Origin of the sequence: Amycolatopsis sp. lyj-109, assembly GCF_046548995.1 — a bacterium.
Classification (GTDB): Bacteria; Actinomycetota; Actinomycetes; order Mycobacteriales; family Pseudonocardiaceae; genus Amycolatopsis.
Genome location: NZ_JAJPWR010000010.1, coordinates 308548 through 332534, shown reverse-complemented (window position 1 = coordinate 332534; position 23987 = coordinate 308548). Strand labels below are relative to the sequence as shown.

Here is a 23987-nt window from a genome sequence, read left to right as displayed (position 1 = left end):
CGCGGCAGGCGTCTGCGCCGGCCGGGAACGCACCCAGGCAGCCCCCGGCGGCCAACTCACCAACCGGAACGGCCAACTCACCCACACCGCCGGCGAGTTGGCCGGTCCGGTGCGTGAATTGGCCGTTCCGGGCGGTGAGTTGGCCCTACTGACAACGTGGGTCGGCAAAAGACGTTCGCCAGAACCGACTTACCACTCACGACCAGCCGCGGCAGAATCCACAGCTGACGCACAGCTTCGCCACAAGTTCACCACATGCGACGCCGACACGGTGACGGTCATGACGACCACGCTGTCGGCGCCCGAACACGCCCAGGCCCAGCCCGCTCCCGAACGGGAACCCCGGTGGGTCAGGCCTTCCGTGGCCGCGCTGCTGCTCGGTACCGGCCTGCTCTACCTGTGGGACCTGGCGAAAATCGGCTGGGCCAACGACTTCTACGCGATGGCCGTGCAGGCCGGCACGTGGAGCTGGAAGGCGCTGTTCTTCGGCTCGCTCGATCCGGGCAACGTCGTCACCGTCGACAAACCGCCGTTCTCGCTGTGGATCATGGGACTGTCCGGGCGGCTCTTCGGGTTCTCCACCTGGAGCCTGCTCGTGCCGGACGCGCTCGCCGGCGTCGCGTCCGTCGGGCTGCTCTACCTCGCCGTGCGGCGCCTTTCGGGACCTGGCGCCGGGCTGCTGGCCGGGGCCGGGCTCGCGTTGACGCCGGTCGCCGCGCTCATGTTCCGGTACGACAACCCCGACGCCTTCCTCGTTCTCCTGCTCGTCGCGGGTGGCTACTGCGTGGTGCGGGCGCTGGACCACGCGAGCACGAAGTGGCTGGTGCTCGCCGGGGTCGCGATCGGCTTCGGCTTCCTCGACAAGATGTTGCAGGCCTTCCTCGTGCTGCCCGCGTTCGTGCTCGCCTACGCCGTCGCGGCGCCGACGTCGCTCGGGCGCCGGGTCGGTCAGCTGTTCGCCGCGGCGGGTGCGGTGGTCGTCTCCGCCGGGTGGTGGATCGTGGCCGTCGCGCTGTGGCCGGTCGCGGACCGGCCCTACATCAGCGGCTCGACCGACAACACCGTGCTCGAACTGGCCTTCGGCTACAACGGCCTCGGCCGGATCTTCGGCGAAGGCCGCGGTGGGGGCGGCGGCCGGACGTTCACCCCGCCCGCCGGGGTGGAACTGCCCACCGGTGGCAGGGGTGGTTTCGGCGGTCAGGCCGGCCTGACGCGCCTGTTCGGCGGCGAGTTCGGCGGCGAGGCGTCGTGGCTGCTGCCCGCCGCGATCATCGGGCTGGTCGCCGGCCTGTGGTTCACCCGCCGCGCGCCCCGCACCGACCGCACGCGGGCGGCGCTGCTGCTCTGGGGCGGCTGGCTGGTGGTCACCGCGCTGGTGCTCAGCTACATGAGCGGCATCATCCACCCCTACTACACAGTCGCGCTGGCTCCCGGGATCACCGCGACGCTGGCGATCTCCGCGCGGGAACTCTGGCGCGGCCGGGCGAACTTCGCGGCGCGCGCGGTGCTCGCCGTCATGCTCGCGGTGACCGCGGTCTGGGCCTTCGTCCTCCTCGCGCGGACGCCGGACTGGCAGCCGTGGGTGCGCTACGCACTCCTGGTGACCGCCGCGGCCGCCGCCGCGGGCCTGCTCTTCGGCGCCGACCGCTTCCGGCGGCTCGGCCCGGTCGTGGCCGTGCTCGGCCTGTGCGGCGCGCTGCTCGGGACGACGTCCTTCACGCTGGCCACGGCGGCGACCGCGCACTCCGGCGGGACACCGTCGTCCGGGCCGGCCGTCGCAAGTGGACGCGGCTTCGGGGGCCCGCGCGGCTTCGGCGCAGGGGAGGCCGGTACCGCGGTCATCGACCTGCTGAAGGCCACGACGACGAAGTGGGCGGCGGCGCAGAGCGGCGCGATGCAGTCGGCGGGGCTGGCCCTGGCCAGCGGCCGGCCGGTGCTCGCGATCGGCGGCTTCAGCGGCAGCGACCCGGCGCCGACGCTTGCGCAATTCCGGCAGTACGTCGCCGACGGCGACATCCACTACTACGTCGCCGGTGGTCGCGGCGGTTTCGGCGGCGGCCGGGGGACCGCCGGGGAGATCCAGGCCTGGGTCGAGCAGAACTTCGCGTCGCGGACGGTCGGGGGCACGACCGTTTACGACTTGACTAAATCTGTCGGCCGATAGAAATTCGACGGCCGGGTTGAATTGTTTCAAACGTGTTAACAGTCTGGGAATCATCCGCGCTTTCCGGGCCGGTGCAGTATCGGGCGGATGCGGACAGGTGTTCGAATTGTCGGAGCGTGCCCGGGTCATTTCGAACGACCGTTCGGACCCGCCACTTCGCCGTGGGTGAGTAACTCGGTACTCCTTGTTGCTGTCGTAACGACTTTGCGCATCGAAGCGTGCACTTGCACGCAGGTTGCGCTCGCGCACCCGCGAATATTGACCGGGCGGCCGACAGAAACCTTGCCCAGATCGATCTCGAACACATCGATGTCGCTGGCTAGACCAGGTGGCGGTCACTCGTTCGGCTGTAATGGACGGACGTTGTGGGGATCTTGTGCTAGTCGCTAGGCTCTCCGCCGGGAGAGGGACAGGGGTGGCTGATCCGGTGCGCTGAGTGCTGGGATTTCACTGGTAGTAGGCGCCTCCTGTCCGCGTTCTCTCGCGATGACCCGATCAGGTGCGGCGGAAGTGAGCAGCGATGACCGTGCGCGGCAGCGCAGCTCGAACCGATCGACCTCCCCGTCGTCACCACCCGTAGCCCCGAGCGCCGCAATTCCCCCTTTTGGTACGGCACCACTCCACTTCCCCCGCAACCTGGAGTTCGTTGTGATTTCCCGTCCTCGCCCTCGTCTGCTGACGGTGCTCCTGACTTTGCTGACCCTCGCCGGGGTCACGGCTCTTTCGGGGTGCAGTGACAGTTCCGCCTCCGGCAGCGGCGGCAAGATCACCATCGGGTTCAGCGCCTGGCCGGGCTGGTTCCCCTGGCAGGTGGCGCAGGAACAGGGCCTGTTCGCCAAGAACGGCGTCAACGTCGACCTCAAGTACTTCGACAACTACACCGACAGCATCAACGCGCTCTCCAGCGGCGCCATCGACGCCAACAGCCAGACCCTCAACGACACCTTGTCGTCGGTCTCCGGCGGCGCCAAGCTGTCGATCGTGCTGGTGAACGACAACTCCACCGGCAACGACAAGATCATCGCGCGGGACGGGATCACCAGCATCGCCGACCTCAAGGGCAAGAAGGTCGCCGTCGAGCAGGGCCTGGTCGACCACTACCTGCTGCTGCTGGCGCTGCAGTCGGCGAAACTGACCGAAAAGGACATCCAGCTCGTCAACCTCCCGACCGACGCCGCGGCCGCCGCGTTCAAGAGCGGCCAGGTCGACGCGGTCGCCGCGTTCGCGCCGTTCACCTCGACGGCGCTGGAGCGCCCGGGCAGCCGCGCGATCTCCTCGTCGGCCGAGTTCCCCGGCGCCATCCCGGACCACCTCGTCACGTCGCAGAAGCTGATCAAGGACCACCCGAAGGACGTCCAGGCGCTGGTCAACACCTGGTTCGAGACGCTGACCTGGATCAAGAACAACAAGGACGCGGCCGTCAAGATCATGGCCAAGCGCGGTGGCGTGTCCGAAGCGGACTACAAGTCCTACGACGCCGGCACCACGATCTTCACGCGGCAGCAGAACATCGACGCGTTCACGCCGGGCGTCACCGCGCAGCACCTCGACTTCCAGGCGAACAAGATCATCGACTTCATCGTCAGCACCGGGCTCGCCCAGCAGCGGCCGTCGCTCGACGGGTTGTTCGACGACCAGTTCGTGAAGGCCGCCCCCCAGTGACCGGTCCGTCCCAGCGCACCACCCCGGCGGTCACGGCCGACGCACGGGCCGCCGAAGCACTGGAAGCCGAACAGCGGCTCGCCGAACAGCAGGAGGCCGGCCGGGCGGGCGGTGGACGACCGGACTGGTCGCCGCTGCCCCGCCGGGCCGGGCTGAAGCCGTCCGCTTCACCGCTTTTCTCCTTGCGCAAGCCCATTTCGGCGGCGTCCCGCTGGACGCTGGCGGTGCTGTCCTTCGCGATCCCGTTGCTCGCGTGGATCGCGCTGAGCATCAGCGGGGCCGTCGACTCGACGTTCCTGCCGTCCCCGGTCGCGGTCCTCAAGGCCGGGGCCGAGATGGCGAGCACCGGTGAGCTCTTCGACGACCTCGGGACGACCACCCTGCGCGTGCTCGAAGGCTTCGGCCTCGCCGTGCTCGTCTCGGTGCCGCTCGGCATCCTGATGGGCACGTTCACCGCGGGGCAGGCGTTCTTCGAGCCGCTGATCGGGCTGCTGCGCTACCTGCCGGCGAGCGCGTTCATCCCGCTGCTGATCATCTGGCTCGGCCTCGGCGAACCGTCGAAGATCGCCATCCTCTTCATCGGGACGGTCTTCTTCAACACGCTGATGACCGCCGACGTCGTCCGCGGCGTGCCGGACTCGCTCATCGACGTCTCCTACACACTCGGCGCGCGCCGCGGCGAGGTGCTGCGCAAGATCGTCGTGCCGCACTCGCTGCCGGGCATGATCGACGCGATCCGGGTCAACGCCGCCGCGGCGTGGAACTTCGTGGTCGTCGCCGAGCTGATCAACTCCTCGGCCGGCCTCGGCTACCGGATCGTCCGCGCGCAGCGGTTCCTGCAGACCGACAAGATCTTCGCGGTGCTCGTGGTCATCGGGATCGCCGGGCTCCTCATCGACGTCCTGCTGCGCCTGCTGCGCACGCGGGTCGGGAAGTGGGCGGCATGACGCTGGAACTGCGGAACGTCGCCAAGGACTACACCGTCCGCGGCAAGGTCACGCGCGCCCTCGACGGCGTCGACCTCGAGGTGCTGCGCGGCGAGTTCGTCTGCGTCGTCGGCGCCAGCGGCTCGGGCAAGTCGACGCTGCTGTCGCTGGTGGCCGGGCTCAGCAGCCCCACCGAGGGCGAGATCGTGCTCGACGGCGTACCGGTGACCGGGCCCGGGCCGGACCGCGGGCTCGTCTTCCAGGCCGGCGCGCTCTACCCGTGGCGCAACGTCGAGAAGAACGTCGCGTTCGGACTCGAACTCCTCTCGCTCGACCCGGCCGAGCGCGCCGAGCGGGTGAACTGGTACCTCGCCGAAACCGGCCTCCACGGCGTGCGCAAGTCACTGCCGAAGCAGCTCTCCGGCGGCCAGAAGCAACGCGTCGCGATCGCGCGCGCCCTGGCTTGCGAACCGGAAGTCCTGCTGCTGGACGAACCCTTCGGTGCCCTGGACGTCCAGACCAAAGAGGACATGCAGGTGCTCATCCGCCAGGTGTGGGCCGACACCGGCACCACGGTGCTGATGGTCACCCACGACGTCGAGGAAGCGGTCTTCCTCGGCGGCCGGGTGGTGGTGCTCGCCTCGGACCCGGGCCGGATCGCCGCCGACGTCGAAGTGGTGCTGCCCGCCGAGCGCGACCTGGCGGTGAAGCGCGAACCGCAGTTCCTCGCGCTGCGCGCCCGGATCGAGGACCTCGTCCGGGAGCAGCACCGGGGCCACGTGAACCGGGTGGCCGCGGTCGAGTGAGAACGGAAGACGGGAAGGTGGCGGGATGAGACACGGCAGGTCGACCGCGAAACGGGCCGGCGGCAGGAGTTTTCTCGCCCGGCTCGGTATTCGCGGCAAGCTGAACCTGCTGCTCCTGCCCCCGCTGATCGCGGTGGTGCTGGTGTCGGTGCCGTTCGTGCTGACGCAGGCGAACAGCGCCGGTGCGGCGGCGGAGTCGGCCGCCGTGGCGCGGCACGCCCAGCAGCTCGGCGGGTTGATGTGGCAGCTGCAGCGCGAACGGCTGCTGACGGGCGCGTTCGTGGCGACGCCGTCGGCGAGTCCCGACCAGATGGTCCAGCAGCAGAAGGTGGTCGACCAGACGGTCGCCGAGGTCCGCGGTTCACTGGGCGACGACGCTCCCGACGAGCTTTCCGCGGCGCTGACCCGGATCGGCTCGCTCGCCGAGCTGCGGCAGAACGCGGCCCGCCGCGGCGTCGCGCTCGACAGCGTCGCCCGGACCTACAACGCCGTGATCGACGCGGTGATCGACTCCCTACGCCTGGTCCCGCAGCTCACCAGTGACGCCGAGGGCGCTCGCGAGCTGACGGCGCTGGACGCGCTGCTGCGTGCGAACGAGGAGAACTCGCTGCGCGCGATGGCCCTCATCGTGACCGCGGTGTCGCCGGAGGCCGGCCGGTCCATCCTGGACGACGCGACCCAGCAGGCGCCGATCTTCGTCGACCGGTTCGTCAAGCAGGGCGACGACGGTGACGACGCCCAGCGGTCCGCCCAGGTCGTCCGGATCGAGCAGAGCGACGCCGGCCGGCGCGTCGACGAACTCGCCGCCGAGGTCGACAAGCCCCGTGACGCGGCAGCCACCACGCAGTACGTCGCGGACGTGTTCACCGCGGCGGACTCCCACGCGGGACAGCGGAAGCTCGTGCAGGAGCGGGCGATCAACGAGATCGCCGACTCCGCGACCGGACGTGCCGACAGCGCGACGCAGCTGTCCTGGACGGTCGGTCTCGGCGCCGGCGGCCTGTTCCTGCTGGTCGCCTTCCTCGCCGTCGCGGTCTCCCGCTCGATCGCCGGGCCGCTGCGCCAGCTGACCACCGCGGCGACGTCGGTCGCCGACCTGGCCGGCACCGAGCTCGTCCGCGTGACCGACACCGAAGAGGCCGAAGAGCAGACCCCGCGGCTGGCCACCATCGACGTCGTCTCCGACGACGAGCTCGGCAAGCTGGCCGCCGCGTTCAACCGGGTCCAGACCACCGCGGCCGAGCTGGTCGAACGCCAGGCGCTCACCCGGCGCAACACCAGCCTGATGTTCGCGAACGTCGCGAAGCGCACGCAGAACCTCGTCGGCCGCCAGCTCGCCCTGATCGACGAGGTCGAGCGCAACGAGCAGGACACCCGGCTGCTGGCCAGCCTGTACCGGCTCGACCACCTCTCCACCCGCCTGCGCCGGAACGCCGACAACCTGCTCGTGGTGTCCGGCACCCGCGACGAAACCCGGATCGCCGGCCCGATCGAGCTGTCCACGGCCCTGCGTTCGGCGCTCGCCGAGATCGAGGACTACCAGCGCGTCAAGCTCGGCGTCGTCGCCGAAATCCTGCTGTCGTCGGCCCTCGGTGCCGACCTGGTGCTCGTGTTCGCCGAGCTCCTGGAGAACGCGACGTCGTTCTCACCGCCGGGCGCGATGGTCGAGGTGGACACCATGGCCCTCGCCGACGGCGCCTGCCTGGTCAGCATCGTCGACCACGGCATCGGCATGACCGCGGAGAAGCTGGCCGAAGAGAACCGGCGGCTCGTCGAGCGCGAACGCCTGGAGCTCGCGCCGACCAGTGTGCTCGGCCTGTTCGTGGTCGGCCGCCTGGCGCGGCGCCACGAGCTGGGCGTCGAGCTGCTCGCGACGCCGACCACCGGTGGCGTGACCGCGCGGCTGACCATCCCGGCGGAGCTGTTCAGCCACCGCAACGGCCTGCGCCCGAAGACCGCGCCGACGCCCGTGATCCCGGCGCAGGCCGCGCCGCCGATCGCGTCGTCGCCGCGGCACGCCGCGCCGGCCGTACCGATCGCGTCGTCCACTGTGGACGAATTCCGGCCGCCGGAACCGGAACCGGTCCGCGACCGGCCCGCCGAACTGCCCGCGCCAGCGATCCCGGCGCTGCTCGGCCACGGCAACGGCTTCCGCTGGTTCCGCGAACTGGAACCGGTGTGGCCGGACGCCGAACCCGACGCCAAGCCCGCCGAGGCCCCCGCGCCGGAGGAAGCGGTCGCGGCTGTGTCGTCGGTGTCGACGTCTTCCTCCTCCTCGTCGGAGGCCCGTGGCGGCCTGCGCCGCCGGGTCCGCGGCGCCCAGCTGCCCAGCCCGGGCACGTCCGCGGCGGTGGCCGACACCAAACCGCGGCACGACCCGGAAGCGACCAAGGCCGCGATGGACGGCTTCGCGAGTGCCTTCGCGAAGGCCGCCGAAGTCACCGCACCGCCCACCGCCGCCTTCCCGAAGGCGGCCGAAGTCACCGCGCTGACGGCCGACCTGCCGGCCGCGCCGCCCACCGTCGTGACCGCACCCGTGTCACCACTCCCGGTCCGCGCCCCCGTTGGCGCCTCACCGGTGCCCACGGCCCCGTTCACGGCCGCCGCGCAGTCGCGCGACGGCCTGATGCGCCGTGTCCCCGGTGCCCAGCTCGCCCCGGGCCTGCGTCAGCAGACCGCGGGGCGGCCGCTCGCCCGCGCCGTCGTCAACCGCGCCAAGCGGGACCCGGCGGCCGAACGTGCGGCGTTCGACGCGTTCGCCGCCGGCCTCGCCAAGGCGGACGACGTGACGGCAGACAGCCCGCCCCAAGGCGTGGTCGCCGGTCGTGTGATGGAACGAGGAGAAGAGAGCAGGAAATGAGCATCCCCGCAACTGGTGTCAGTGTCGAAGCCCAGAACTTCAACTGGCTGGTGAGCCGCTTCGCGCAGCACACCGCGGGCGCGATAGCGGCCATCGCGGTTTCGGCGGACGGCCTGCTGATCGCCATGTCGACGGAGCTCGAGCGCTCCAACGCCGACCGCCTCGCCGCGATCTCCTCCGCCATGCTCGGCCTCGCCCACGGCGTCTCCGAAAGCCACCCGCTCGGCTCGCCGGACAAGGTGATCATCGAGCTCGAGTACGGCTACCTGCTCGTCTGCACGATCAGCATCGGCTGCTCGCTCGGCGTCCTCGCGAACAAGCAGGCCAGCCTCGGGACCATCGCCTACGAGATGGCGATGTTCGCCAACCGCGCCACCGAAGTCCTGACGCCGGGGCTCATCGAGGAGCTTAAGAACACTGTTGGAAGCTAGGGAGCGACGCGATGACCGAAGAACCGGACATCTCGCTGCTGCGGCCGTACCTGATGACCTCGGGACGGGCCCAGCCGGTCGACCAGAGCCTCGAAATCGAGGCGCAGGTCATGACGTCCCGCCTCGGTGCGGCGTCGCACCCGAAGCTCACGTTCGAACGCCAGGAAATCGTTTCCCTCTGCCGGAACACGATGTCGGTCGCCGAGGTGGCCGCCATGCTCGGCCTGCACATCGGGGTGGCCAGGGTGCTGGTGGCCGACCTCGCCGAGCTGGGTTACGTCGTCGTCCGGCGGCCAGGCAACCACAACTCGCACGACCTCGGCATGATCGAAAGGGTCATTCGTGGACTCGAAGCCATTCACTGAACCGGGCACCCGGCCGCCGGCCCCGGTCAAGATCGTCATCGCGGGCGGCTTCGGCGTCGGCAAGACGACGGCGGTGTCGTCCATCTCGGAGATCAAGCCGCTGACGACCGAGGCGGCGATCACGTCCATGTCCGTGGACAACACGGGCCACGTCCCGTCCAAGACCACGACGACGGTGGCCCTGGACTTCGGCTGCATCACCATCGACGAAGAGGTGAAGCTGTACCTGTTCGGCACGCCCGGCCAGGACCGCTTCGGCTTCATGTGGCAGGACCTGGTCCACGGCGCACTGGGCGCGCTGGTGATCGTGGACACCCGCCGCATGGACGACTGCTACCCGGCGGTCGACTACTTCGAGAACGCGGGCCTGCCGTTCGTGGTGGCGGTGAACATGTTCGACGGCTCGCTCGGCCACAACCTCGAGGACATCCGCTGGGCGCTCGCGGTGAGCGACGACGTCCCGCTGATCACGTTCGACGCCCGGCAGAAGCTGTCGGTGCGGGACGCGCTGCTGGCGGTGCTGCACAACACGTTCAAGCGGGCGCGAGCCCAGGCTGGTGCGGGTGCTTGATCGGGGCCCGCTACACTGATTCACGGACCCCGCGCGGCGTCCACCCTGTGAACCTCCCCAGGGCCGGAAGGCAGCAAGGATAAGCAGGCTCTGGCGGGTGCGCGGGGTCCCCTTCTTTTCGGCTCCGGCTTCGGGGCTTCGCCCCTTTGCCGGGCCTTCTCTTCGTTCTTCTGCCCGGGGGCCGAGCCCCCGGACCCCCACGGTGCCTTTGGTGCGGCCTGCGAGGCTGCCGCTGTCTCATGCGCCCCAATGTGGCCTTGGTTGCGTCTGACGCACCCAAGGCGGCCTTCGGTGCGTCAGACGCACCGAAGGCCGCCTTGGGGCGCATGGGTGTTGCCTAGAACAGGCCCAGGACGTCGTTCGGGGGCTTTGGGGGCGGTGGGGTGTCCGCGTCGGTGATCGGGGCTGCCTTTCCGGCCAGTTTTCGCAGCTCCGCGCCGTGTACGCACCTTGCCGGGAATGCTGCCGAGGCCGTTCGCTGGGCGATTTCCGCCGTCGGGAGCTCCGTTGCCGAGGCTGCCAGCACCAGGTTGCCGAAGCGGCGGCCGCGCAGGACTCCCGGGTCCGCCAGCAGCAGGACCTCCGGGAAGACCGCGAGCAGGGTGGCGAGGAAGCGGCGGGCGAATGGCAGGCCTGAGCCGTCCGTGATGTTCGCCAGGTAGAGGCCCGGGGCGCGGAGGATGCCCGCGATCGCCGTTGTCGCCTCCAGCGTGGCGAGGCCGCCGGCCAGCGTCGCCCGCTCGAACGCGTCGACCACCACCAGGTCCGCCGAGTCCTCCCGGCGCGTCGCCAGGCCCTTGCGGCCGTCCGTCACCCGGACGCGCAGGCCCGGTACCCGCAGGCCCAGCTGCGTGCGGACCAGCTCGACCAGCTCGCCGTCGGCGTCGAACACCAGCTGGCGCGAGCCCGGCCGCGTGGCCGCGACGTACCGGGGGAGCGTGCACGCCGCCCCGCCGATGTGGAGCGCGTCCAGCCGGCCCGGTGGCAGGCGGTCCACCACGTCCGCGAACCGGCGGACGTAGTCGAACTCCAGGTGGGCGGGGTCGTCGAGGTCGACGTACGACTGCGCGACGCCGTCCACCGAGACGAGCCAGGCGTTGCCGCGGCCGGCGTCGCGGACCAGCTCCGCCGTGCCGAATCGCACCGGGTAGTGCCCGGGTACCGGCTCGGGCTTCCGCGTGCGGCTCACGGGCACCGAGGTTATCGGGTCTCGCGACCGCACGGCGAAGGTTGTCGGTGGTGCCCGGTACTCTCGCCGGGTGGCTCTAGCGCTGTACCGCAAGTACCGTCCGGCGACCTTCGCCGAGGTCGTCGGTCAGGAGCATGTGACCGAACCCCTCCGCACGGCGCTGTCCGCCGGGCGGATCAACCACGCCTACCTCTTCTCCGGTCCACGCGGCTGCGGCAAGACGTCCAGCGCGCGCATCATGGCGCGCTCGCTGAACTGCGCCAAGGGCCCGACGCCGGACCCGTGCGGCGAGTGCAACTCGTGCAAGGCGCTCGCGCCGGAGGGGCCGGGCAGCGTCGACGTCACCGAGCTCGACGCCGCCAGCCACGGTGGTGTCGACGACGCCCGCGAGCTGCGCGACAAGGCGTTCTACGCGCCGGCCGAGTCGCGCTACCGCGTGTTCATCATCGACGAGGCGCACATGGTCACCACGCAGGGCTTCAACGCCCTGCTGAAGATCGTGGAAGAGCCGCCTGAGCACGTCATCTTCATCTTCGCCACCACCGAGCCGGACAAGGTGCTCACCACCATCCGCTCGCGCACGCACCACTACCCGTTCCGGCTGATCCCGCCGGGCGCGATGCGCAGCCTGCTGGAGCGCAACATCGCGGCGGAAGGCGTCGAGGTCGAGCCGGCGGTGTACCCGCTGGTCATCCGCGCGGGCGGTGGGTCGGCGCGTGACACCCAGTCGGTGCTCGACCAGCTGCTGGCCGGTGCCGGGCCGGAAGGCATCTCGTACCCGCGGGCGGTCTCGCTCCTGGGCGTCACCGACGTCGCGCTGATCGACGACATGGTCGACGCCCTCTCGACCGAGGACGCCGCCACGGTGTTCGGCACGGTCGAGAAGCTCACCGAGGCCGGCCACGAACCGCGCCGCTTCGCGACCGACCTGCTCGACCGGCTGCGGGACCTGGTGCTGCTGCGCGCGGTGCCGGAGTCCGCCGGCGGGCTGGTGTCCGCGCCGGAGGACGAGCTGTCGCGGATGGTCGCGCAGGCCGAGCGGATCGGCCTCGGCACCCTTTCGCGCTACGCCGACATCGTCCACAGTGGACTTCTGGAGATGCGCGGGGCGACCTCGCCCCGGCTCGTGCTCGAGCTGTTGTGCGCGCGGATGCTGCTGCCGTCGGTGACGGACGCGGAGAAGGCGCTGCTGGCGCGCATCGAGCGTTTGGAACGGCGCGCGACCCTGGCCGGCGGGGGAGGTGCGCCGGCGGAGGGTGGTGTGGAGCCGCCCCTGCGCGCCGCGCCGGAACGCGAGTTTTCGAGGCCTTCGCAGCGCCCGGCGTCGGCAGGTCCGGCGCCGGTGTCGGAGCCGGAGCGGCCGGCCGCCGCCGACCCGGCAGGTGCGCCTGCTCCGGCTGGTGGTGTGGCTGCTTCCGCCGCCGCCGCGGCGGCTTCGGCCCAGTCCGGCGACGGCGGCTCGGAAGCCCCGCGCACGCCGGCCGGTGGCGCGGCCGCGGCCGCGTCCGCCACCACGGCACCTCAGGCACCGGCCGCGGCTCAGTCCGGCGACGGCGGCTGGGGTGCGGTGCGGACGCCCGGCGGCGGCACGCCCGCCCCGGCGGCGGCAAGCGCCTCCACGTCTTCCGATGGCCGGGAAACCCCGAGCGCGGCCGCTCCGGCGCCGCCGGCCGCGACGGCGGGGCCAGGCGGAATGGATGCCGCCGCGATCCGGAACGTCTGGCCGCAGCTGATGACCGCGTTGCGCAAGTTCACCGGCGGCCGCAGCCTCGAGGCGATGCTGACGCAGGCGACGGTGGCGAGCGTCGAGGGCAACGCCGTGACGCTCACCCACAAGTCCGAGCCCCTGTCCCGCCGCATTTCCGACCAGGACAACGCCCGCAAGATCGCCGGCGCCCTGACCGAAGTCCTGGGCGGCGACTGGCAGGTCCGCTGCGTCCACGGCAACGCCCCGGCCGCTTCCGCGGCCCGTCCGCGGCAGGCGGCCCCGGCACCGGAGCGCTCCTTCACCCGCCAGTCGGCGACGGCCGTGGCACCCGCCGCCGAACCGGCGGCCCGCCCCGCGACCCCGCCGGCCCCGCCGGTCCCGCCGCGGCCCAAGGTCACGACGACCGAGCCGGACATCCCGCTCCCCCCGGAACCCTCCGACGAGGACGACGAGGACCTCTACAACGAGGACGCGAGCCCGGCCCCGCCGCCGCCCCCACCCCCGCCGGACAAGGACCCGGACGAGCTGGCCCGCAAACTCCTCTCCGAGCACCTCGGCGCCCGCCCCCTCGACTGACCGGTCGTGTCGACCCTTCAATCACGCGTGTCGACTCCCTGGTCACGCGTGTCGACCCCCGGATCACGCGTGTCGTCCATCGAGGTACGCGAGTTCGCCGTTCCGGCACGCGGTCGGCGTGCGGGAAGGGTCGACTCGCGTGATTGAACGGACGACACGGCGGGGTCAGGAGGCCAGGTAGGCCTCGATCGCCGCCGCTATGGCCGTGGCGAACTGCTGCCGGCCGTCCGCGCTCGTCATCCGGGCCGCCTCCGTGGCGTTGCGCATGTTGCCGCACTCCACCAGCGCCGCCGGGCGGGTCGAGAGGTTGAGGCCGGCCAGGTCCGCGCGAGCCGACAGGCCGTTCGTGCCGATGTAGTTCGCGGTGCTGAAGCCGCCCGTGCGCATCGTGTCGCGCAGCGTCTGCGCCAGCCGCGTCGACGGCTCTCCCTGCGCCGCGTTCAGCGGCGGCGCCGAATACGCCACGTGGAAGCCGTTCGCCCCGGCTGCCTCCGAGCCGTCGGCGTGGATGGAGACGACCGCGTCCGCGTCCGCATCGTTGCCGATCGCCGCGCGGCGATCGACGCACGGGCCGACCCCGTTGTCGTCCTGTCGCGTGTAGACGACCTTGATTCCCTTGTCCGCCAACGCTTTCCCGACCCGTTGCGCGACGTCGAAGGTGAACGCGTGTTCCGGGTAGCCCGCGTTGGTCGCGGTGCCGGTCGTGTTGCACGGCTTGGTCTGCCCGCGCCCGGCCGGCACCTGGCGGTTGATCTCCGCCGGGTGGGCGCCGTTCCCGCCGTTGTGCCCGGGATCCAGCACGACCACCTTCCCGGCCTCCGAGGGCGTCGACGGCGTCGACGGCGGTGCAACCGACGTAACCGACGAGGGGGACGGTGACGGCGTGGGTGTGGTGGTCGTCCGCGTGACCACGGGAGCGGGGGCAGGGGCCGCCGGCGCGGGCGCCGCCGGAGCGTCGTCGGAGCAGCCGGTGAGCAGGAGGGCACCGGCCAGCAGCAGGGGGGCAGTCGCGCGTCGCACGGCGACCACGGTGCCACAGCCCGGCACTTCGCGTGGCGCGACTACCCTGGTGGGGACACAGGCGTGCAGAGAGGACCGAGTGCGATCATGGCCCAACCCGGCGGCGGCTTCGACCTTTCCCAGCTGATGCAGCAGGCGCAGCAGATGCAGCAGAAGCTCGTCGAGGCCCAGGAAGAACTGGCCAACACCGAGGTCACCGGCACCGCCGGCGGCGGACTGGTCACCGCGACCGTCTCCGGTGACAGCCAGCTGAAGAGCCTGCAGATCGACCCGAAGGTGGTCGACCCGGACGACGTCGAGACGCTGTCCGACCTGATCGTCGCGGCGGTCCGCGACGCGTCGGCGAGCGCGCAGAAGCTCACCGAGCAGAAGCTCGGCCCGCTGGCCGGCGGGCTCGGCGGCGGTGGCGGCATGCCGGACCTCGGCAGCCTCGGCTTCGGCGGCTGACGAACTTGTACGAAGGTGTCGTCCAGGACCTGATCGACGAGCTCGGGCGGCTGCCCGGGGTCGGGCCGAAGAGCGCCCAGCGGATCGCGTTCCACCTGCTGGCCGCGGACCCGGCGGACATCTCGCGGCTGCAGGACGTCCTCGGCAAGGTCAAGGAGGGCGTGCAGTTCTGCGAGATCTGCGGCAACGTCTCCGAGCACCCGAAGTGCCGCATCTGCCGCGACGAGCGCCGCGACCTCACGGTCATCTGCGTGGTCGAGGAGCCGAAGGACGTCCTGGCGGTCGAGCGCACGCGCGAGTTCAAGGGCCGCTACCACGTCCTGGGCGGCGCGCTCGACCCGCTGTCGGGCATCGGCCCGGAGCAGCTGCGGATGCGCGAGCTGCTCAAGCGCATCGGCGAGGCGGACATCGCGGAGATCATCATCGCCACCGACCCCAACACGGAGGGCGAGGCGACGGCGACGTACTTGGTCAGGATGCTGAGGGACTTCCCGGGCCTGAGCGTGACACGGCTGGCGTCGGGCCTGCCGATGGGCGGTGACCTGGAGTTCGCGGACGAGCTGACGCTGGGTCGCGCGCTGTCGGGCCGCCGGGCGCTCTAAAGCCTCGTGAGTGGTAATGAGGGTTCTAACCCTCATTACCACTCACGACTAGCAGTAGCCGAGCTGCGCCAGCGTGTCGACGACGATCTCGGACGGGTGGTACTTGTCCATCCAGGACTCGCCGCGGCGGTTCTGGTACGTGTCGAGGAAGTTCTGCAGCTTGTCGCCGCGCATTTCCGTCAGCACGACCGTCTCGCCGAGGTGCTGCGGCGTCTCCGTGCGCTCGCGGTGCACCGCGCACGGCAGGCCGAGGTAGTAGCACTCCGCCGAAAGACCACCCGAATCGGTGACGACGTACTCGGCGCGGGCCACCAGCGGCAGGAACTTCAGGTACCGCATCTTCGGCTGGACGATGAACTGGTCGTCGAAGATGTTCCCGATGCCCAGGGCGCGGATCTTCTCGCGCTCCGGCGCGCCGGCCATGTACAGGATCGGCATCTTGCGGCTCTGCTCGCGCAGGATCTCCAGCGCCTCGCGGTACTTGTCCGGGCGCGAGACCAGCTCGAAGCGGTGCAGCGTGGCCAGGCCGAACTTCTCCGGCAGGTTCGGCACGTCCAGCGGCTGGTTGATCGCCAGGCGCATCGCGTCGATCGCGGTGTTCGCCTCGGTGTCGACGACCACGCCGCGGGCGTGGCGCAGGTTGTTGACCTCGCGGATGCTCGGCGCGAAGTGGATGTCGACGATCTTCGCCGCGATCTTGCGGTTCAGCTCCTCCGGCAGCGGCGAGAGGATGCTGCCCGACCGCGCGCCCGCCTCGACGTGCCCGACGCGGGACTTGAGGATCCGCTTGCCGATCAGCGAGCCGTACGGCGTGGTGAACGTGTCGCCGTGCACCAGCACCAGCGGGGGACGGCCGTCCTCGGTCAGCGCGGCGCGCAGCTCGTGGCGACGGCTCCACGCCGTCCGCAGCACCTGCGCGGCCCAGCCCGGGACCTGGGCCGGCGACTCGAGGTTGTGGGCCTTGTCCTCCGGCACCAGCCAGACGTCCGGCTCCGGCATGTTCAGATCCGCCAGTACGTCCGCGACCTCGTCGACGTGCTGGGCGGTGAACCAGATCTTCGGCCGCATCCCGCGCTCGCGGATCCCGTGGTAAACCGGCGCGATCTTGATCAGTTCCGCGGTGGTGCCGAGAATGAAGGAAATCACCAGAGGAGCCCATTTCCGGTCGGGTGCGGTGGCGTAAGGATACTGGCCGACCCGGCGCGCGGGCCGCCGGGTAGCCTCGGCACGGTGAGTGCGAACCCGCTCCTCCCCTCGCTCAGCGTCGTGATCCCGGTCTACAACGAGCAGGACTGGATCGAACGCAGTGTCGGCGCGCTGCTCGCTTCGGCATCGGCCGCGAGCTGGCCGATCGAGGTCGTCGTGGTCGACGACGGCAGCACCGACGGCACGCCGTCCCGCCTCGACGACCTGCGCGAACGCCACGGCATCACCGTCCTCTCCCAGGCCAACTCCGGCCGGTTCGAGGCGCGGCGGGCCGGCATCGCCAAGTCGTCCGGCGAGTGGATCGCGTTGCTCGACAGCCGCGTCATCGTCGACGAGCACACCCTGACCTTCCTGCGCGACCAGCTCGTGGAGCACCCCGAGCGCGCGGTCTGGAACGGCCACATCAACGTCGCGTCCGAGCACAACCCGTACGCCGGCTTCATGGCCGGCCTGGTCAAGGTGCCCTGGCGCAAGTACTGCGCGAACCCGCGGCTGATGTCGTACGGCCTCGACGAGTTCGACGTCTACCCGAAGGGGACGACGTTCTTCTGCGCCCGCCGCGGCCTCCTCGAGGGCTCGGTGACGGCGTTCGCGTCGCTGTTCGACGACCTCCGCTTCGCCAGCGACGACACCCGCATGCTGCGCTGGATCGCCGAGCGCGAGCGGATCTGGCTGGCCCCGGAGCTGTCGGCGACCTACAACGGGCGCGACTCGTTCAAGAAGTTCACGCAGCAGGCCTATTTCCGCGGCACGACCTACGTGGACTCCTACATCGCCTCGCCCGGCCCGGCGCGCAACGCGCTGTTCGGCGCCCTCGCCGCCGGGGTCGTCGGCTTGGTCTTCGCCGCGAAGAAGCCGAAGACGACGCTGGCCGCCGGTGTGCTCGGCGCGGTCGCGGCGGGCGAGGTCGTCAAGAAGTGCGGCGCGACCGGCCCCGAGGCCCGCGCGGTCACCAAGCTGCTGCCGGTGTTCGCCGGCGGGTTCGGCGCCGGTGTCCTGCGTGGACTGGCGATGGCCGTGCGCGCTCAGCTCCGCCGCCGATGAGCACCGAGGCGGACACCGTGGACACGCCGGCACCCGCGCGCAGCGGGCGCGCGACCGCGGGCAGCCTCGGCGGCTCGCTGATCGTGTCCATCGGCCTCGGCTACCTGCTCACGGTCGCCTGCCAGCGGCTGCTGCCGCCGCCGGAATACGCCATCTTCGTCACCTTCTGGGGCCTGGTGATGGGCCTCGGCAGCACGCTGTCGCCGCTCGAGCAGGAGCTCTCACGCCAGTCGGCGGTCGCCGCGCTCGACGGCGGCAAGGCGGGCCGCCCGGCGCTGCGGGCGGTCGCCGTCGGCGTGGTCGTCGCGGCCGTGTTCTCACTCGCGCTGCTGATCCCGCCGGTCAACGAAAAGCTCTTCCGCGGCGACTGGTCGCTCGCGCTGATCGTGCTGTGCGGCGGGGTCGCGTTCGCCTGCCAGTTCGGCACGCGCGGGCTGCTCATCGGCCAGCACAAGGTGAAGGCCTTCTCACTTCTCGTGGTGGCCGAGCCGGCGATCCGGGCGCTGATCCTGGGTGTCCTGTTCGTCTCGGCCGCCTACAACGTCGTTTCGCTGGCCATCGCGGTCGCCGCCGGGTCGTTCGCCTGGCTGCTGTTCGCGCGCCCGGCCCGGCAGCTGCTCGACTTCCGGGTCGAGGGCGACGGCTGGGGCGTCACGTCCCGCCGGATGGGCATGCTGCTGGTCGGCGCGGCCCTGACGGCGGCCGTCATCACCGGTTACCCGGCGCTGGTCGGCCTGCTGGCCCCGGGCGGCGACGGCGACCGCGTCGGTTCGCTGTTCGCGGCCCTGGTCATCGCGCGGCTGCCTCTGACGCTGATCGGGCCGGTGCAGTCGCTGGCCGTGCCGTTCGTCGTCCGGCTGTCGGTGACGGAGGAGGGCCGCCACAAGCTGCGCCGCGTACTGGCTCTCGGTGCCGGCGCCGCGCTGGTCCTCGCCGCGGTCGGCGCCCTGGTCGGGATGTGGATCGGGCCGTGGGCGGTCCGGTTCGTCAGCGGCCCCCGTTACGACATCGACGGCTGGTCGGTGGCCGGGCTCGTCTGGTCGTCGGTGCTGCTGGTGCCGATGCAGCTGCTCACGGCGGTGCTCGTGGCGCGTACGCAGGCGAAGCTCGTGCTGGCGACCTGGGCGGTCGTCACCGGCACCGCCTCGCTGGTGCTGCTGTTCCTGCCGGGCGACACGGTGTTCCGCGCGGTGATCGCGCTGGCGGTGGCGCCGACGCTGGGCCTGGCCGTGGTGCTCGCGTTCGTCCTGCGGCGGGCCCCGGAGCCGGTCGAGTCCGGCCCGGAAGCCGCCTGACGCTCCTCCCGCACGACCGCCGGTCACCGGGATTGTCGTGAGTGGTAATTAGGGTTAGAACCCTCAATACCACTCACGACCAGCCGCGGCAGAAGTCCAGCCGGGGCAGAAGTCCAGCCGCGGCAGAAGTCCAGCCGGGGCCGAGCGTCAGCCTCGGGGCGGGGTCTGCGGCAGGTCCAGCCGGTACACGCTGACCGTGCCCGAGCTGAACTCCTTCGTCAGGCCCGGCAGGCCCGCCAGCCTGCTCAACCCCGGCGCCAGGCTGTACGTCAGCTTGCCCGTCCAGTGGTGGCCGTCCGTGCCGACCGTCGGGGCCGAGGTGTCCACATACACCCAGTGGACGTTCTTCGCCCGCAGGATGCTCTGGACCTCGGCGTCCTCCGGGTAGTAGTTGAACATCGCCAGCAGCGTGATGTTGTCCTGGATCGGGCTGTGGCCGTCCGGGACGATGTTGAGGATCGGCAGGTCGTAGTCCACGTACAACAGCGTCGAGCCGTCGTTCGCGTTGTTGAGGATCGTCTCGCCCGGGGCCGCGTGCTCGTGCAGCCACTTCGCCGCCGCGTCGTCCGCCGCGTCGTAGCGGACGAACTGCGGGGCCGCGTAGCGCTGGCTCAGCGACAGCGCGCCGGTGTTCATGTAGGCGCGGAACGACGTCACCGTCAGCGCGCCGAGCAGCACCACGATCAGCCCGTACGCCACCGCCGGCCGGAACCGCACCGGAACCGGATTGCGCTTCTGAACCGCGACGACGAACAGCCCCAGCGTCACGAACAGGACCCCCGCCAACGGCGGGATCAGCAGGTAGACGTGGGTGTCGAGGCGGTTGGCGACCCGGTAGTAGTAGCGGCCGATCATCGCGCCGAAGCCCGAGTTGGGCGAGAAGTGGAAGCTCACCATGACCGTCGCCCAGAACAGCCAGGCCGTCAGCAGCGGCCACGCGCGCCGCGACAGCAGCGCGGCCACGACCCCGGCCAGGCCCAGCAGGCCGAGCACCAGCTGGCCCATCGTGCCGCTCGGGTCGAACCAGCCGCCGTACGGCAGCCGGGCGACCAGCTCGAACGACGCACCCAGCTGCGTGCCGCGGATGTTGGCCGGCGCGTCGACCACGGAGCCGTTGCCGAGCCACAGCAGCGCCAGCACGTCCGGGACGATGAGGACGACGGCGACCACGCCCGCCAGCACCAGCGGCAGCAGCGCGCGGACGAAGGCGAGCCGGCCCGCCTTGGTGAACAGCAGGCCGATCAGGCCCGCGATCGTCGTCAGCGCGATCGAGGTCAGCGCGCTCGGGTGCACGTTGAACGCGCCCGCGGCGCCGACGCCGACCAGCACCGCGCGACCCCAGTTGCGCTTGCCGATCACCAGCATCACGGCGACGAGCCCGGGCATCAGCGTCATCGCGGCCGCGTTCGGCAGGACGCCGCCGTCGTGGGCGAAGGCGATGCCGGGGCGGTACAGCTGCACGGAGACCAGCGCGGCGACGCCGGCGCCGAGCTCGACCCAGCCGCGGCCCAGCCGGCCGTGGCGGAGCACCGCCGCGGTGAACGCGGCCACCGACAGTGGCAGCACGACCACCGAGAAGACGACGGTCACCAGGTTCAGGGACAGCATCGTGTCGCCGAAGATGTCGGTGAGCAGCGCGCTGATGTCGGTGAAACCGGGCGGGTAGAACTGGACGTTGGTGTCGTGCACGACGTCGATCGGCAGGATCTGCCACGGCGCCGCCTTGCCGGTGAAGTGCGTGAAGGCGGTCAGCACGGCGTGCGTGACGGTGTCGTGCTCCTGGGTCGGCGTCTGCCACGACCCGAGGCCCTTGTGCCACATGCGGACGCCGAGGCCGACCCCGGCCACGGCGATGAGCGCGCCCAGCACCTGCGCGGCGAGCCCGGCTCGTCCGGTCAGGGTGCGCAGCCGCGGGTCTTCGCCGGGCTCGACCGGCTCGGTGGCCGCGCGACGGCGGCGGACCAGCCACCGCACCCCGCCGAGCACGAGCAGGACGACCACGAGCGTGACAGCCGCGGTCAGCAGGCCGAAGCGGAGCCCGGTGACGCCGGTGAACAGCGACACCAGCAGGACGAACCCGGTGGTCAACGGGGCCGAAAGGCCCGCGAGCCACAACCGTTCTCGTACGCCGGTGACCACGAGGATCGAGAATCCCGGGAGCAGAACCACGAGGATGCCCACAGCCAGCCGGACAGCTTCGGACAGCATGCTTTCTCCGATCAACAAAGCCGCCAACGCCCGGAGTCTATGGGTGACCGCGGTCCGCCCAGGACGCGGGTGACCAGCGAGCTGACGTGCGCGGTAGCGTGGCCGCGGCCTCGCGAACGGTGTTCACCGCGGCGCGCGGCCGTTCCTGGGACGGGCTACGGCGGAAATGGGGTGGGAGAATGGGTTTTCTGCTCATTCTGGCCGCATTCTGGCTGCCGGGTGCGGTTTTCGGAGCGGCGATCGGCCTTCGCGGCTGGACGCTCGGCGCGGCGGCGCCGGTGCTCACGTTCGGGATCGTGGCCCTCGGCATCCCGCTGCTCGGCGGCACGGGCATCCGGTGGACAGCGCTCTCGGTGACACTGTGGACGCTCGTGGTGTCGGCTCTCGGCTTCGCGATCACCTGGGCCGTGGCGCGGTTCACCCGACGGCCCGCGCCCGAAAGCGAGCGCCCGCGGTGGTCGTGGCGCGCGCACGCCTTCACGGCGCTCGGCGTCGCCGCCGGCATGGCGGTCGGCGCGCTCACGGTGCTGCGTGGCATCCCCACGCCGGGCACGGTCAACCAGGACTGGGACGCCGCGTTCCACGCGAACCTCGTCCGCTGGATCGCCGAGCGCGGTGACGCACGCCCGTCGACCATCGGCACCATCGCGAACCTGCCGGGTGAGACCCACTACTTCTACCCCGACACCTACCACGCGCTGCTCGCCCTGCTCTTCGGCAAGGGCGGGCTGACCGTGATGCCGCTGCTGAACTTCGCGTCGATCGCCGTCACCTTCGCGGTGCCGCTCGGCGTGGCCGCGATGTGCCGCGCGTGGCGGCTGCCGGCGGTGACGGCCGCCGCGGCCGCCGCGGCTTCCGCCTGCTTCACCTCGTTCCCCTACGACCTGTTCTGGCACGGCCCGGTCTGGCCGTACGCCGCCGGCGTCGCCCTGGTCCCGGCCATGCTCGCGGTGGTCCGCCTGCTGCTCGAGCCGGGCGGGGCCACCGGACCGCTCGCCGTGGGGATCGGCGTCGCGGGCCTGGCGGCGCTGCACACGAGCGTCGTGTTCGTCCTCGCCGTCTACTGCGTCCTGATCCTGGCCGCCGTGCTCTTCAAGTTCGAGCCGGTCGACTGGCGGCGCGCTTGGCCGTCGCTGGTCGCGGCCGCGCTGCTCGCCGCCGGGCTCGGCCTGCCCCAGGTGCTGCCCTCGCTCTACAACGCCGGCGGCGTCACGTCCGCGGTCTGGGCGAACGCGGCGACCATGACCGGTGCGGTCGGGCAGACGGTCACCTTCTCGCCGATGGCGAGCTTCCCGCAGTGGTGGATCGGCCTGCCCGCCATCGCCGGCATCTTCCTGCTGGCCCGGCAGCGGCGGATGGTCTGGCTGATCGCCGCGTACGTCGTCCTCGGCGGCTTGTACGCGGCGACGGTCTCCATGGAAAACCGCCTGGTCCACCTGCTGAGCGGGCCGTTCTACAACGACAACTACCGGCTCGCCGCGCTGCTGCCGATGATCGGCGCGGTGGGTTTCGGCGAGTTCGTCCACACCGTGACGGCGTGGTTCGCGGCAAAGGTCCGGCCCCGGCTGCCGAAGCTGCACCCGGCCGCGCCCGTGCTGGCCGGCGTGGTGCTGCTGGCCGCCGTGATCGGCGGGTTCAGCCGCGGGTACGTGTACCTCAACTCCGTCCACGTGAACATCGCCTACCGCGGCTTCCCCGCGGTGAGCGCGGACGAGGAGACGGCGTTCGCCTGGCTGGCGCAGCACACGGTGCCCGGTGAGCGCGTGCTGAACGACCGCCTCGACGGGTCGGTCTGGATGTACGCGCTGCAGGGGGTGCAGCCGACCCAGTGGAACTACTACGGCGCCCCGCCCACCAGCGACGTCGGCTACGTCAGCGCGTTCGCGAACCGGCTGGAGTACAACCAGAAGGCCCGGCAGATCCTGCGGGAGCTCAAGGTCCGGTACGCCTTCGTCGGCCGGGGCAACGCCGTCCCCGACCAGCGCAACGATGCCGGCCTGCTGTACCTGGACACCACGCCCGGGTTCAAGCTGGTCTATCGCAACGCCGGTGCCTCGATCTACGAGATCGCGGGACAGCAGGATGTCGTGGCGGCGGGCGCCGCACCCGGGTCCGCGGCCGGTCACGGGCAGTGAAAGGCTAAAGTGATCGCGTGTCAGTGACCCCGGTGACCAACCGCCGTGTGCTCATCGTGATGCCCGCCCTCAACGAGTCGGCGAGCGTCGCGTCGGTCATCGAGCAGGTGAAGCGGGCCCTCCCGAACGGTGATCTGCTGGTCGTCGACGACGGCTCGGTGGACGACACCGCCAAGCTGGCCCGCGCCGCGGGTGCCGAGGTGGCCCGGCTCGCCGTGAACCTCGGGGTCGGCGGCGCGATGCGCACCGGCTTCCGCTACGCCGCCGCCCGCGGGTACGACGTCGTCGTGCAGGTGGACGCCGACGGCCAGCACGACCCGGACGAGCTCGACGCGCTGCTGCGCGGCCTCGACGACGCGGACATCGTGATCGGTTCGCGGTTCGCCGGCAAGGGCGCCTACAAGGCCAGCGGGCCGCGCAAGTACGCCATGGTCGCGCTGTCGCTCGTGTTCTCGCGGCTGGCGAAGACCCGGCTCACCGACGTCACGTCGGGCTTCAAGGCGATGGGGCCGCGCGCGATCCGGCTGTTCGCCGGTTACTACCCGGCCGAGTACCTCGGCGACACGGTCGAATCGCTGGTCATGGCCATCCGGGCCGAACTGACCATCAAGGAGATCCCGGTCATCATGCGCGAGCGCGCGGGCGGCACGCCCAGCCACTCGCCCGTCAAGTCGGCCGTCTACCTGGGCCGCGCCGGGCTCGCGCTGCTGCTCGCGCTGGTCCGCCGCCGCCCCGCGGTCGACTCCTCAGACTCGGCATAAGGAGCTCGGGA

19 protein-coding genes and 1 other RNA gene are annotated in these 23987 nt (G+C 71.2%); 16 read left to right on the top strand and 4 right to left on the bottom strand.

All coding sequences use genetic code 11. The annotated features are described in order from the left end of the window. Positions 1-280 precede the first annotated feature (280 nt). The 9 genes from ACLJQF_RS24245 (at position 281) to ffs (ending at position 9901) form a co-directional block, all read left to right on the top strand. Entirely contained in the window at positions 281-2164 is a 1884-nt protein-coding gene (locus ACLJQF_RS24245) for a glycosyltransferase family 39 protein (RefSeq protein ID WP_410611814.1), read from the top strand. 648 nt (positions 2165-2812) lie between these two features. Then, on the top strand, positions 2813-3826 hold the full coding sequence (locus ACLJQF_RS24240) for an ABC transporter substrate-binding protein (protein ID WP_410611813.1): 1014 nt from the start codon (positions 2813-2815) through the stop codon (positions 3824-3826). Next, entirely contained in the window at positions 3823-4773 is a 951-nt protein-coding gene (locus ACLJQF_RS24235; protein ID WP_410611811.1) for an ABC transporter permease, read from the top strand. Before ACLJQF_RS24240 ends, ACLJQF_RS24235 begins: the two co-directional genes overlap by 4 nt. Beyond that, positions 4770-5558, top strand: coding sequence for an ABC transporter ATP-binding protein (locus ACLJQF_RS24230; protein WP_410611809.1), 789 nt, complete (start codon positions 4770-4772; stop codon positions 5556-5558). Before ACLJQF_RS24235 ends, ACLJQF_RS24230 begins: the two co-directional genes overlap by 4 nt. A 25-nt stretch (positions 5559-5583) precedes the next feature. Continuing rightward, positions 5584-8418 carry a nitrate- and nitrite sensing domain-containing protein gene (locus ACLJQF_RS24225; protein ID WP_410611808.1) on the top strand — a complete coding sequence of 945 codons (2835 nt, stop codon included), beginning with the start codon at positions 5584-5586 and terminating at the stop codon, positions 8416-8418. Further along, a complete protein-coding gene (locus tag ACLJQF_RS24220) occupies positions 8415-8849 on the top strand; it encodes a roadblock/LC7 domain-containing protein (RefSeq protein WP_410611806.1) in 435 nt (144 codons plus the stop codon). The genes ACLJQF_RS24225 and ACLJQF_RS24220 overlap by 4 nt, the downstream gene beginning before the upstream one ends. Positions 8850-8860: 11 nt before the next feature. Beyond that, entirely contained in the window at positions 8861-9214 is a 354-nt protein-coding gene (locus ACLJQF_RS24215) for a DUF742 domain-containing protein (RefSeq protein WP_020642116.1), read from the top strand. Then, on the top strand, positions 9192-9785 hold the full coding sequence (locus ACLJQF_RS24210) for a GTP-binding protein (protein WP_410611805.1): 594 nt from the start codon (positions 9192-9194) through the stop codon (positions 9783-9785). The genes ACLJQF_RS24215 and ACLJQF_RS24210 overlap by 23 nt, the downstream gene beginning before the upstream one ends. Before the next feature lie 21 nt (positions 9786-9806). After that, positions 9807-9901: signal recognition particle sRNA small type (gene ffs, locus ACLJQF_RS24205), an RNA gene on the top strand. Between the two features lie 221 nt (positions 9902-10122). Here ffs and ACLJQF_RS24200 read toward each other — a convergent pair. After that, on the bottom strand, positions 10123-10974 hold the full coding sequence (locus ACLJQF_RS24200; protein WP_410611803.1) for a spermidine synthase: 852 nt from the start codon (positions 10972-10974) through the stop codon (positions 10123-10125). 70 nt (positions 10975-11044) lie between these two features. Here ACLJQF_RS24200 and ACLJQF_RS24195 point away from each other — a divergent pair, with 70 nt between their 5' ends. Beyond that, the gene (locus ACLJQF_RS24195) at positions 11045-13258 is read left to right on the top strand and encodes a DNA polymerase III subunit gamma and tau (protein WP_410611802.1); all 2214 of its coding nucleotides are present in this window, start codon (positions 11045-11047) and stop codon (positions 13256-13258) included. Positions 13259-13423: 165 nt separating this feature from the next. Here ACLJQF_RS24195 and ACLJQF_RS24190 read toward each other — a convergent pair whose 3' ends face one another. Continuing rightward, a complete protein-coding gene (locus ACLJQF_RS24190; RefSeq protein WP_410611800.1) occupies positions 13424-14287 on the bottom strand; it encodes an N-acetylmuramoyl-L-alanine amidase in 864 nt (287 codons plus the stop codon). Positions 14288-14365: 78 nt separating this feature from the next. On the opposite strand from ACLJQF_RS24190, the gene ACLJQF_RS24185 reads away from it, so the two are divergent. Then, positions 14366-14725, top strand: coding sequence for a YbaB/EbfC family nucleoid-associated protein (locus ACLJQF_RS24185; protein ID WP_013230627.1), 360 nt, complete (start codon positions 14366-14368; stop codon positions 14723-14725). Positions 14726-14730: 5 nt separating this feature from the next. Further along, entirely contained in the window at positions 14731-15327 is a 597-nt protein-coding gene (recR, locus tag ACLJQF_RS24180) for a recombination mediator RecR (RefSeq protein WP_410611799.1), read from the top strand. Between the two features lie 48 nt (positions 15328-15375). On the opposite strand, the gene ACLJQF_RS24175 is transcribed toward recR, so the two are convergent. Further along, on the bottom strand, positions 15376-16473 hold the full coding sequence (locus ACLJQF_RS24175) for a UDP-N-acetylglucosamine 2-epimerase (RefSeq protein WP_410611797.1): 1098 nt from the start codon (positions 16471-16473) through the stop codon (positions 15376-15378). Between the two features lie 84 nt (positions 16474-16557). Here ACLJQF_RS24175 and ACLJQF_RS24170 point away from each other — a divergent pair, with 84 nt between their 5' ends. Then, positions 16558-17577, top strand: coding sequence for a glycosyltransferase family 2 protein (locus tag ACLJQF_RS24170; protein ID WP_410611795.1), 1020 nt, complete (start codon positions 16558-16560; stop codon positions 17575-17577). After that, positions 17574-18872 (top strand): hypothetical protein, encoded by a 1299-nt coding sequence (locus ACLJQF_RS24165; RefSeq protein ID WP_410611794.1) that lies wholly within the window; start codon positions 17574-17576, stop codon positions 18870-18872. The genes ACLJQF_RS24170 and ACLJQF_RS24165 overlap by 4 nt, the downstream gene beginning before the upstream one ends. Before the next feature lie 147 nt (positions 18873-19019). On the opposite strand, the gene ACLJQF_RS24160 is transcribed toward ACLJQF_RS24165, so the two are convergent. Continuing rightward, positions 19020-21080, bottom strand: coding sequence for a DUF6541 family protein (locus tag ACLJQF_RS24160; RefSeq protein WP_410611792.1), 2061 nt, complete (start codon positions 21078-21080; stop codon positions 19020-19022). Between the two features lie 179 nt (positions 21081-21259). Between ACLJQF_RS24160 and ACLJQF_RS24155 the strand changes: the two genes are divergently transcribed. After that, positions 21260-23215, top strand: coding sequence for a DUF6541 family protein (locus ACLJQF_RS24155; RefSeq protein ID WP_410611791.1), 1956 nt, complete (start codon positions 21260-21262; stop codon positions 23213-23215). Positions 23216-23274: 59 nt separating this feature from the next. Beyond that, positions 23275-23976 (top strand): glycosyltransferase family 2 protein, encoded by a 702-nt coding sequence (locus ACLJQF_RS24150; protein WP_410611861.1) that lies wholly within the window; start codon positions 23275-23277, stop codon positions 23974-23976. Positions 23977-23987 lie beyond the last annotated feature (11 nt).

What these genes read in the sequence shown, in the direction of transcription:
- ACLJQF_RS24245 (WP_410611814.1), top strand. Translation starts at nt 281, where the DNA reads ATGACGACCACGCTGTCGGCGCCCGAACACGCCCAGGCCCAGCCCGCT.
- ACLJQF_RS24230 (WP_410611809.1), top strand. Translation starts at nt 4,770, where the DNA reads ATGACGCTGGAACTGCGGAACGTCGCCAAGGACTACACCGTCCGCGGC.
- ACLJQF_RS24225 (WP_410611808.1), top strand. Translation starts at nt 5,584, where the DNA reads ATGAGACACGGCAGGTCGACCGCGAAACGGGCCGGCGGCAGGAGTTTT.
- ACLJQF_RS24220 (WP_410611806.1), top strand. Translation starts at nt 8,415, where the DNA reads ATGAGCATCCCCGCAACTGGTGTCAGTGTCGAAGCCCAGAACTTCAAC.
- ACLJQF_RS24215 (WP_020642116.1), top strand. Translation starts at nt 8,861, where the DNA reads ATGACCGAAGAACCGGACATCTCGCTGCTGCGGCCGTACCTGATGACC.
- ACLJQF_RS24185 (WP_013230627.1), top strand. Translation starts at nt 14,366, where the DNA reads ATGGCCCAACCCGGCGGCGGCTTCGACCTTTCCCAGCTGATGCAGCAG.
- ACLJQF_RS24165 (WP_410611794.1), top strand. Translation starts at nt 17,574, where the DNA reads ATGAGCACCGAGGCGGACACCGTGGACACGCCGGCACCCGCGCGCAGC.
- ACLJQF_RS24160 (WP_410611792.1), bottom strand. Translation starts at nt 21,080, where the DNA reads ATGCTGTCCGAAGCTGTCCGGCTGGCTGTGGGCATCCTCGTGGTTCTG.
- ACLJQF_RS24155 (WP_410611791.1), top strand. Translation starts at nt 21,260, where the DNA reads ATGGGTTTTCTGCTCATTCTGGCCGCATTCTGGCTGCCGGGTGCGGTT.
- ACLJQF_RS24150 (WP_410611861.1), top strand. Translation starts at nt 23,275, where the DNA reads ATGCCCGCCCTCAACGAGTCGGCGAGCGTCGCGTCGGTCATCGAGCAG.